9 protein-coding genes are annotated in these 9486 nt (G+C 75.4%); 4 read left to right on the forward strand and 5 right to left on the reverse strand.

All coding sequences use genetic code 11. The features are described from left to right. Position 1 precedes the first annotated feature (1 nt). Genes ACH4RC_RS15835 through ACH4RC_RS15850 form a run of 4 tightly spaced genes read right to left on the reverse strand, consistent with a single transcriptional unit; the run spans position 2 to position 4774 of the window. The gene (locus tag ACH4RC_RS15835; RefSeq protein WP_398200452.1) at positions 2-1012 is read right to left on the reverse strand and encodes a DUF5914 domain-containing protein; all 1011 of its coding nucleotides are present in this window, start codon (positions 1010-1012) and stop codon (positions 2-4) included. Next, positions 1009-2016 (reverse strand): phytoene/squalene synthase family protein, encoded by a 1008-nt coding sequence (locus ACH4RC_RS15840; protein ID WP_398200454.1) that lies wholly within the window; start codon positions 2014-2016, stop codon positions 1009-1011. Before ACH4RC_RS15840 ends, ACH4RC_RS15835 begins: the two co-directional genes overlap by 4 nt. Then, a complete protein-coding gene (gene crtI / locus ACH4RC_RS15845; protein ID WP_398200457.1) occupies positions 2013-3551 on the reverse strand; it encodes a phytoene desaturase family protein in 1539 nt (512 codons plus the stop codon). Before crtI ends, ACH4RC_RS15840 begins: the two co-directional genes overlap by 4 nt. Next, a complete protein-coding gene (locus ACH4RC_RS15850) occupies positions 3548-4774 on the reverse strand; it encodes a polyprenyl synthetase family protein (protein WP_398200460.1) in 1227 nt (408 codons plus the stop codon). The genes crtI and ACH4RC_RS15850 overlap by 4 nt, the downstream gene beginning before the upstream one ends. A gap of 214 nt (positions 4775-4988) precedes the next feature. Here ACH4RC_RS15850 and ACH4RC_RS15855 point away from each other — a divergent pair, with 214 nt between their 5' ends. The 3 genes from ACH4RC_RS15855 to ACH4RC_RS15865 are packed head-to-tail and all read left to right on the forward strand — an operon-like array spanning position 4989 to position 8484. Continuing rightward, positions 4989-6182: a lycopene cyclase family protein gene (locus ACH4RC_RS15855; RefSeq protein WP_398200541.1), complete on the forward strand. Its 1194-nt coding sequence runs from the start codon at positions 4989-4991 to the stop codon at positions 6180-6182. A gap of 41 nt (positions 6183-6223) precedes the next feature. After that, entirely contained in the window at positions 6224-6949 is a 726-nt protein-coding gene (locus ACH4RC_RS15860) for a methyltransferase domain-containing protein (RefSeq protein ID WP_398200462.1), read from the forward strand. Further along, positions 6946-8484 (forward strand): FAD-dependent oxidoreductase, encoded by a 1539-nt coding sequence (locus tag ACH4RC_RS15865; protein ID WP_398200465.1) that lies wholly within the window; start codon positions 6946-6948, stop codon positions 8482-8484. Before ACH4RC_RS15860 ends, ACH4RC_RS15865 begins: the two co-directional genes overlap by 4 nt. A gap of 13 nt (positions 8485-8497) precedes the next feature. Here the strand turns inward: ACH4RC_RS15865 and ACH4RC_RS15870 are convergent, their stop codons facing one another. Further along, positions 8498-9187 carry a B12-binding domain-containing protein gene (locus ACH4RC_RS15870; protein ID WP_398200467.1) on the reverse strand — a complete coding sequence of 230 codons (690 nt, stop codon included), beginning with the start codon at positions 9185-9187 and terminating at the stop codon, positions 8498-8500. A gap of 84 nt (positions 9188-9271) precedes the next feature. On the opposite strand from ACH4RC_RS15870, the gene ACH4RC_RS15875 reads away from it, so the two are divergent. Further along, positions 9272-9486: hypothetical protein (locus ACH4RC_RS15875; protein WP_398200469.1), on the forward strand; the 215-nt coding region annotated here is incomplete at its 3' end.

Raw genomic sequence — 9486 nt, forward strand, 5'->3', positions numbered from 1 at the left:
GTCAGCAGGGCAGGTTTTCGCGGGTGCGCAGCGCGAAGCGGCGCTCCGCGTAGGCGAGGTCGTCGCGCCACAGCCGTCCCGCCGCCGCCCGCATCAGGGGGCGCAGGGCCGGGGAGACGTGGCGAGCGAGGGCGAAGCCCGGCCGTTCGGACGTGGCGATCACCGCTTCCACGACGGCGGTACGGGGCGTGGGGTGGCCGTCCGGGGTGAGCGGCGTGGCATGGGTCTCCACCACGGAATCGCGGCCCTCCCCGTCGGTGATGTGCATGACGACCGTACGGGGCTCCGGCGCGGTGAACACGGCGCGGACCGGGACGACCAGCCGGGACGTGAGCCGGAAGGAGACCTCGACGACGAACTCGTCCGTGCCGTCGCCCGCGTCGCCCGTCGGGCTGTCGACGACGCGCAGGTCGACGAACGAGTACGGGTGGAACCAGGCGCCGTGCCAGGGGTCGAGCCGGTTGGCGACGATGTCCTCCGGTTCGCAGCGGCCGACGCCGGTGTAGACGGCGTGGAGGGACTTGTCCGGCTCCGGGCGCGGCGGGATGACCGGCTGGTCCAGCGGCTGCTCGTCGCCCGCGCCGTTCAGGCGCACCCACATCAGCACCCCGTCGTCATGCACGGGCAGCGTGCGCCAGCCCGCCTTGCCGTGCGCGCCGAGGGCGAGCCCGTGCCAGTGGCAGACCACCTCGCCGCACCGTACGGGGCTGTCCCTGAGCGGCGCGCCCAGGTGCGGGCAGGCGCCGGGGCCGGCGGCGAGGTTCCCTTCGGCGTCGCGCCAGACGATGAGTTCCCGGCCCGCCACGGTGCGGCCGAGCGGCTTGTCGCGCGGCACCTCGTCGGGGGACCCGACCACGTACCAGTTGCCGGAGGGCCGGGTCCGGGAGCGTTTGAGCGCGGCCTCGATCAGCGCGGGGCGGGCCGCGCGCCAGGTGGGCTCCTGGCGGTGCCACGCGGGCGGGTTCCTGCGCAGGGTCAGCGGGAAGCGTGCCCGCGTCGGCCGCTCGCTCATGCGGCCCCCCGGCATACGGGCCCGGCCGCTTCCGCGCGTACGGACACGGGTGTGACGGGCGGGTCCTGTGGCGCCGCGCGGTGGCTGATCCGGGCGTGCGCGATGCGGGCGAGGCCGTCGAGGGCGACGACCGTGCGGCGGCGGCGCGGGACCACCGCGCGCCGGTGCAGCACCCTGTAGCCGTCGTCGGCGACGGCGTCGAGGATGCCGGAGTAGAGCACGAAGGCGCTGCGGATGCAGGGACGGGAGACCGGGTCGAGCAGGGCGACGCCCGGGAGCGCCTGCCGGTAGACGCCGCGGGTCAGCTCCTCGAAGGCCTTGAGCGCGCGGGTGATGCGGGGGTCGCGGCGGCCGGTGTCGCGGCTCCACCGCAGGAGCTCGCGGTCGGCACCGTGCGCGTCCAGGAGGTCCGCCGGGACGTAGATCCGGCCGCGGTCGAGGTCCTCGCCCACGTCGCGCAGGAAGTTGGTGAGCTGGAAGGCGACGCCGAGGGCGGCCGCGTACGGCTCCGCCTCCTCGCGCGGCACGGTGGTGCCGAGGACGGGGACCATCTGGAGGCCGATCACCGCGGCCGAGCCGTGCATGTAGCGGCGCAGGTCGGCATAGGTGGGGTAGTCCGTGACGGTCAGGTCGGCGCGCATCGCCGCCATGAAGTCGTGGAAGTGGCGGGCGTCGATCGCGTAGCGCCGCGCGGTGTCGGCGAGCGCGTGCACGACGGGTTCGGCGCTGCCGCGCGCGCCGAGGCCGTGGCGCAGGCTCATCGACAACTGCTCCAGCGCGGCGGTGCGCTCCACGGGGTCGGGCGGGCCCGCGTCGACGATGTCGTCGGCCCAGCGGGCGAAGCCGTACAGGGCGTGGACGGCCGGGCGGCGGTGGGCCGGGAGGAGGCGGGTGGCGAGGAAGTACGTCTTGCCGTGGCGGGCGTTGAGGGCGCGGCAGTGGGCGTAGGCGTGGCGCAGCGCCGGGTCCGTGATGCCGGCGGCGTCGAGTTCTCGGGCGGTCACGAGGGCGCTCCTTCTGAGGTCGTGAGCCGGTAGGGGGCGCGGGGCGCGGGGGCCCCGCGCAGGCCGGTGATCCTGGCGGCGGCGAGCTTTCCGGACAGCAGCACCGTGGGCACGCCGACGCCCGGGGTGGTGCCGCAGCCGGCGAGGACCGCGTTGGCCGTTCCGCGCACGAGGTTGCGGGGGCGGAAGGGGCCGGTCTGGGCGAAGGTGTGGGCGGCGGAGAACGGGGTGCCCGCCGCGTGGTCCTGGGCGTGCCAGTCGGCGGGGGTGACGAGGCACTGCTCGTCGATGGCGTCGCCGATGCCGTCCAGGCCGCGTCGTTCCAGCTCGGTGAGGAGTTCGGCGCGGTAGCGGGGCGCGAGGTCGCCCCAGTGCGCGGCGCTCGGCCCGATGTCGGTGTTGGGGCAGGGCGCCAGGATGTAGTGCAGGTGCTTCCCGGGCGGTGCCAGGCCCGGGTCGGTGGCGGTGGGCCGGGTGATGAGCAGGGAGGGGTCGCTCATGAGGCGGCCGTGCCGGGTGAGTTCGTCGAAGGTGCCGTGCCAGGCGGCCCCGAACGACAGGGTGTGGTGCGCCAGTTGGGGCCAGGTGCGGTCGGTTCCCGCGTGCAGGACGACGGCCGAGGGGGCGTGCCGCAGCGGCACGGTGCGGCGGGGGGTGCGGCCGAGCAGGCGGTAGGTGACGGGCAGGTCCGGGGTGAGGACGACGGCGTCGCACGGGATCCGCTCGGTGTCGGTGACGACGGCGGTGACGCGGTCGCCGCTGCGTTCCAGGCGCTCGACCCGGCGTCCGTAGCGCAGCTCGGCGCCTGCCGCCGCGGCGGCGTCCGCCATGGCCTGCGGCAGGGCGTGCATGCCACCGCGCGGGAAGTACACGCCCGCGACGGTGTCCATGTAGGCGATGACGGCGTAGGCGGCCAGGGCGCGGGCGGGCGGGACTCCGGCGTACAGCGCCTGGAAGGAGAAGACGCGGCGCAGCCGTTCGTCCTTGATGAACCGGCTGATCCGGGCGTCCATGCGGCCGAAGCCGCCGAGCGCGGCGAGCCGGGCCAGGTCGGGGGTGAGCAGTTGCAGCGGGGAGTCGAAGTTGGTGTCGATGAAGTGGCGCATCTGCGCCCGGTAGAGGCGGTGCAGCCACGCGCGCAGGCGCGCGTACCCGGCCGCTTCCTCGGGACCCGCGAAGTCCTCGACGGCCTGCCGCATGGCGGCGGCGTCGGTGTGTACGTCGAGGGTGCTGCCGTCGGCGAAGGAGGCCCGGTAGGCGGGGTGGAGGGGGACGAGCTCGACGCGGTCGCGCAGCCGCTCCCCCACGGCGGCGAAGGCCTCGTCGGCCAGCTCCGGCATGGTCAGCACGGTCGGCCCCGTGTCGATCAGGTACCCGCCGCGCGTCAGCCGCCCGGCCCGGCCGCCGGGCAGCTCCTCCCGCTCCACGACGGTGACCCGGCGCCCGGCACCGAGCAGGTGCAGCGCGGCCGCGAGCCCGGACAGGCCCGCACCCACGACGACGACGTGATCGGTCTTGCCCCCTACGGTCCTCATTCGGCCGCCCCCTGGGCCACGGCGGCCGTCACGGTGCGGACGCCGGCCGCCCTGTGCATGAGCGTCCGCAGGCGCGTGCGGGCCACCGGGTCGAGGGGCGCCGTGTCCAGGTGGCGGGTGCTGCGGGCGGTCAGGCTGCGGATCTTGTCCTCGACGTTGCGGCGGGCGCCGGTGCGTTCGAGGACGTGGCGGACCTCGTCCAGGTCGCTCTCGTCGAGCCCCGGGCGGCCGAGACAGTGGTCCAGGACGCGCAGCGCGTGCCGGTCGCCGTCCGCCTCGGCACGCGCGTGGGCGAGGGCGACCAGGTAGGTGGGTTTTCCGGCGCGCAGGTCGCCGCCCGCGGGCTTGCCGCTCCCGGCGTCGTCGGCGAACACGTCGTCGAGGTCGTTGCGCAGCTGGAAGGCGAGACCGGCGCCGCGGCCCGCCGCGCCGAGCGCGTGCAGGGTCGTTTCCTCGGCGTCGGCCAGGAGCGCGCCGAGCTGGAGCGGCCGCTCCACCGTGTACAGGGCGGTCTTGAGGCACGCGGCGCTCAGGGCGCTCCTGAGGGACCTGCTCCGGGTCAGTTCGCCCCGCAGGTCCAGGTACTGACCGGCGACCATCTCCGTACGCATACGGGACCACGTGTCGCGGATCCGGGCCGCGCGCCGCTCGGGCAGGCGGACGGCGGCGGCCTCGTCGTCGGCCCAGGCGAGGGCGAGGTCCCCGGCGAGGATGGCGGCGGACTCTCCGAACCGGTCGCGGCCCGGGTACGCGGACGGCTCGTGGTCCGCGGCCAGGTCGACGTGGAGGGCGGGCCCGTCGCGTCGCGTGGCCGCGCGGTCCATGACGTCGTCGTGGACCAGGGCGCAGGTCTGGATGAGTTCGAGCGCCGCGCCGAGCCGTACGGCGGCCTCGGTCTGCTCGTCGTCGGGCAGGCCGCACACGCGCAGGCCCCACCACAGGAACTGCGGGCGCAGCCGCCGTCCGCCGTCGAGCGTGAAGCGGGCGACGCGTCCGGCGACGTCGGTGCCGAAGGTCGCGTCGGCGGCCGTGGCCTGCGCGACGCGGGGCGCGAGCAACTGGCCCAGGCGCCGTTCGACCGTCCGCGCTACCCCGGCGTCGATCTGCCGCACGCGCGCGGGCACCGGCGGGCGGCCGCCGTGCGGGGACGGACCGTGGTCCGCCCGGCCCGCCTGATGCGGCGCGACGGTCGTGGTGGCGCCTGTCGCCTCGTCGGGAGGCATGTCGGCTCCTTCGTGATGGCTTCGCATGGGCAAGTGATCAAAGGTGTCTCAGGGCATTCCTTGTCACCCACGTGATCGGATGCGCCGTGCTGCGGCAACCGGAGCAACTTCGCCCGCCGCCCGCATCCCGTACCGCCGGATCCGCGCGATCGCGCATCCATGATGGGGACAGCGGCGGAAAGATGTGCGGAGCAACGTGTCCCGAAGGCAGGAGGTGTGCGTGCGGTCGGACGTGGTGATCATCGGCGCGGGAGCCGCCGGACTCTCGCTCGCGGAGCGGCTGTGCACCGCCACGGGCCGGTCCGCGATGACGGTGCGGCTCGTGCAGCCGCCGCCAGGACCGTTGCGCCCACCGCCCCGGACCTGGTGTTTCTGGGAGAGCGGCGCCGGACGCTACGACGAGGCCGTCACCGCCGCCTGGAACCGGATGCGGGTGCGCGGTACCGACGGGCGCCTGGTGGACACCCGTACCGACGCTCTGCGGTACAAGATGATCCGCTCCCCCGACTTCGAGGCGGCCGTCGAGCGGCGCCTCGCCTCCCGCGCCGCGCCGGTCCGCACGGAGGGCGTCGTCGAGGGGATCGAGGGAACCGCGCGCGGGGCGCAGGTGCTGCTGCGTACGGCCCAAGGGCGCCACGAGACGCTTTCCGCCCGCTGGGTCTTCGACTCCCGTCCGCTCGGCAGCCTGCCTCCGGCGCGTACGACGCTGCTGCAGCACTTCCGCGGCTGGTTCGTGCGCACCACGCGGCCCGTCTTCGACCCGGACTCCGTCGAGCTGATGGACTTCCGCACCCCGCAACCGGAGCGCGGCCTGGCTTTCAGCTACGTGCTGCCCACCAGCCCGCACAGCGCGCTGGTGGAGTACACCCAGTTCTCGCCGTCCGTACTGCCGTCCGAGGAGTACGACCGCGCCCTGCGCGCCTATCTGGACACGGTCCTCGCGGTCCGCGACTACGGCATCGAGGCGCGGGAGGAGGGCGTCATCCCCATGACGGACGCCCGGTTCGCGCGCCAGAGCGGCCAGTCCGTGTTCCGGATCGGCGCGGCGGGCGGCGCCACCCGCCCGTCGACGGGCTACACCTTCGCCGCCATCCAGCGCCAGACGGCGGCCATCGCCGCCGCCCTGCACGCGGGACGGCGACCGGTACCGCCCGCCCCGCACTCGCCGCGCTCCCGCGCCATGGACGCGATCCTGCTGCACGCCCTGGCGAGCGGCCGTCTCGACGGGGCGGCCTTCTTCACCCGCCTGTTCTCGCGCGTCCCCGCCCAGCGCCTGCTCCGCTTCCTCGACGGCGCCACCAGCGTCTACGAGGACCTCGCCATCGGCCTGAACAGCCCGGTCCTGCCCCTGCTGCGCAGCGCGGCGACGCTCCCCGCCCAGCCCCTGCGCCCCTTTCCCGGCCCCTGAACCCCGCCGGGCCCCGCCGGGCCCCGCCGTCAAGGAGAACCATGCCGACGCTGCACGACGCCTCCCTCGCCGGGGCGTTCGACCACGCCGCCCGCAGCTACGACGCGCTCGTGCGGGCCAACCCCGGCTACCACGCCCACCTGCGGCGCTCGGCGCGCCGCCTCGGTCTTCCCGCGCACGGACGGGCTCCGCGCGTGCTCGACCTGGGGTGCGGCACGGGCGCGTCGACCGCCGCCCTGCTGGCGGCGCTGCCGCACGCGGAGATCACCGCGGTGGACGCGTCGGCCGGGATGCTGGAACGGGCCGCGGCCAAGCGCTGGCCGGGCCGCGTCACCTTCGTCCACTCCCCGGCGGAGCAACTGGCCGACGCCGGGGTCGCGGGCCCGTTCGACGCGGTCTTCGCCGCCTACCTGTTCCGCAACACGGCCGAGCCCGGCCAGGTCCTGTCCGCCGTGCGCGACGTGCTGCGCCCCGGCGGCAGGCTGGCCGTGCACGACTACACGCTCAGCGGGGCGCGGCGCCACCGTGCCGTGTGGTCGGCGGTCTGCGCCGGGCTGCTGCCCGTGACCGCGGCCCTGGGCGACGGGGCGCTGTACCGGCATCTGTGGCGCAGCGTCGTCGAGTTCGACACCGCGGAACGGTTCGCGCGGCGGGTCACGGGCGCGGGGTTCGCACGGGTCCGGGTTTTGCCGCTGCCCGGCTGGCAGACCGGCATCACGCACACCATCGTCGGCCAGCTGCCGCACGGAGAAGGGGCCCGCGCGTGAGACGCGGGACGGATCTTCCGCCGGGGGCGCGGGACCGCCTGGCCGTCCGGCGGCCGGCCGCTCCGGGCGCGCCGTCCGCGACCGGCACACCCCCGTCGACCGCCGTCGTGGGCGGCGGCATCGCCGGACTCGCGACCGCGGCCGCCCTCGCCGAGCGCGGCGTACGGGTCACCCTGTTCGAACGCGAGGCCACCCTCGGCGGACGGCTCGCCGGCTGGAGCACCCGCCTCGCGGACGGCTCGCGGGCCACGATGAGCCGCGGCTTCCACGCCTTCTTCCGGCAGTACTACAACCTGCGCGCCCTGCTGCGGCGCACGGACCCGCACCTGGAGCGCCTGACCCGGCTGCCGGACTACCCGCTGTGGCACGCCGGTGGCGCGCGGGACAGCTTCCAGCACGTGCCGCGGACCCCGCCGTGGAGCGCCATGGGCTTCGCCCTGACCAGCCCCACGTTCACCCTGCGCGATCTGCCCCGGATGAACGCGCGGGCGGCCCTGCCGCTCATGGACGTACGCGTGCCCGAGGTCTACGAGCGTCTCGACGCGGTCAGCGCCCACGACCTCCTGGCCACCATCCGCTTCCCCGAGGCCGCCCACCACCTCGCCTTCGAGGTGTTCTCGCGGAGCTTCTTCGCCGATCCGCGCGAACTCTCGGCGGCCGAGATGGCGCTCATGTTCCACATCTACTTCCTGGGCTCCGCCGAGGGGCTCCTGTTCGACGTGCCCAACGAACCGTTCCCGTCGGCCCTGTGGGACCCGCTGAGCCGCTACCTGGAGACGATGGGCGTCGACATCCGGGTCTCCACGCCGGTCGACCGCGTCGCGCCCGCTCCCGACGGCGGTTTCGTCGTGGAGGCGGGGGCGCGGAGCGAGGCGTACGACGCCTGCGTGCTCGCGCTCGACACGCGCGGCCTCCAGCTGTTGGCCGAGCGCAGCCCCGGCCTCGTCGACGAGGGCTGGTACGCACGTGTCGCGCGGCTGCGGACGGCGCCCGCCTTCCTCGTCTCCCGGCTGTGGCTGGACCGGCCGGTCGCCGCCGACCGCGCGGGTTTCCTCGGCGCCAGCGGCTACGGCGGCCTCGACAACGTGAGCGTGCTCGAACGCTGGGAGCACGAGGCGCAGAACTGGTCGCGCCGGGCGGGCGGCTCGGTCGTCGAACTGCACGCGTACGCGGTCGAGGACGGCGCCGACCGGAAGGCCGAACAGGACGCCCTCATCGGGCAGTTGCACCGCGTCTACCCCGAAACACGTGACGCGCTCATCATCGACGCGCGGCACGAGTGGCGGGACGACTGCCCGCTGTTCGAGGTCGGCGGCTACGCGGACCGCCCCACGGTGCGCACTGCCCACCCGTCCCTCATGGTCGCCGGGGACCTGGTGCGTACGGAGCTGCCGGTGGCGCTGATGGAACGGGCCGCGACCAGCGGCTTGCTCGCGGCCGACGCGCTGCTGCGCCAGTGGCGGCTGCGGGGGCACGAGGTGTGGACGGTGCCTGCCCGTGGACGCAGCGCCGTCCTGCGGCGCCTGGCACGCTGAAGCGCGCTGGCCGTCAGCGGCGGGGCGCGGGTGCCAGCAGGGCGACGGCTTCCCGCAGCCCTTGCGGGTGCGCGGCTCCCTCGATCGCCGTGCCGCGCCAGCCCGGGCCCGCCAGATGCAGCGTGGGCTTCTGGCGGGCGCCCTTGGGGCCCCACTTCGTCCGCATCAGGTGCGTCGCCAGCGGGGTGTCCGCCAGGGAGCGGGTCTGTGCCCAGAGCAGGACGGCGGCGGGTCCTGTGCGGCGTACGGCGGTGATCAGCGCTTCGGCCGGGACGGCCGCGCCCAGCATCCGCACGGGCCGCCCGACGCGCGGGAGCGCCGCCGCGGCGGCTTCGAGCGGCAGGGTGTGCTGTTCGCCGGGGACGCAGGCCAGGAGCACGGAGCCGTCGCCGCCGGGGGCGGGCGCGGGCCCGAGCAGGAACCGGGCGTTGCGCAGGGCGGTGGACACCTGCCAGGCCAGAAGGTGTTCGACCTCGATGTAGCGGTCGCCGGACTCCCAGGTGCGCCCGATCGCGTGCAGCGCGGGCATCATGAGCTCTTCCCAGGCGGTGATCACTCCATGGCGCCGGACGAAGGCGTCCAGCTGCTCCTGCAGTGCGGCTGAGTCGAGCCGGAAGGCCGCCCGTGCGAGGCCCCTGCATTCGGCCCGCACCGTGCCGAGCGGCGGCAGGGACGGCGCGTCGGCGGTCGCCGCCCCGGGCACGGCCGCCGAACCACCGGAACCGCTTGCCCCACCGCCCGACGCGACGCGACCGGCGCCACCGCTCGCCCCGCCGTACGGCACAGCGTGAACGCCGCCACCGCTCGCCTCACCGCCGGACGCGACGTGACCGGCGCCACCGCTCGCCTCACCGCCGGACGTGACGCGAACGGCGCCACCGCTTGCCCCACCGCCCGACGCGACGCGAACGGCGCCACCAGCACCCTCGCCGCCCGACGCGGCCCGCGCAGCATCCCCATCCCCCTCGCCGTACGACCCGGCATGAACGCCGACACAACCGA

The organism is Streptomyces sp. NPDC016845 (assembly GCF_044332585.1).
GTDB lineage: Bacteria > Actinomycetota > Actinomycetes > Streptomycetales > Streptomycetaceae > Streptomyces.

Bases quoted from the DNA above. Each gene is read 5' to 3' on its own strand.
- ACH4RC_RS15835 (WP_398200452.1), bottom strand. From the start codon at position 1,012: ATGAGCGAGCGGCCGACGCGGGCACGCTTCCCGCTGACCCTGCGCAGG.
- crtI (WP_398200457.1), bottom strand. From the start codon at position 3,551: ATGAGGACCGTAGGGGGCAAGACCGATCACGTCGTCGTCGTGGGTGCG.
- ACH4RC_RS15850 (WP_398200460.1), bottom strand. From the start codon at position 4,774: ATGCCTCCCGACGAGGCGACAGGCGCCACCACGACCGTCGCGCCGCAT.
- ACH4RC_RS15860 (WP_398200462.1), top strand. From the start codon at position 6,224: ATGCCGACGCTGCACGACGCCTCCCTCGCCGGGGCGTTCGACCACGCC.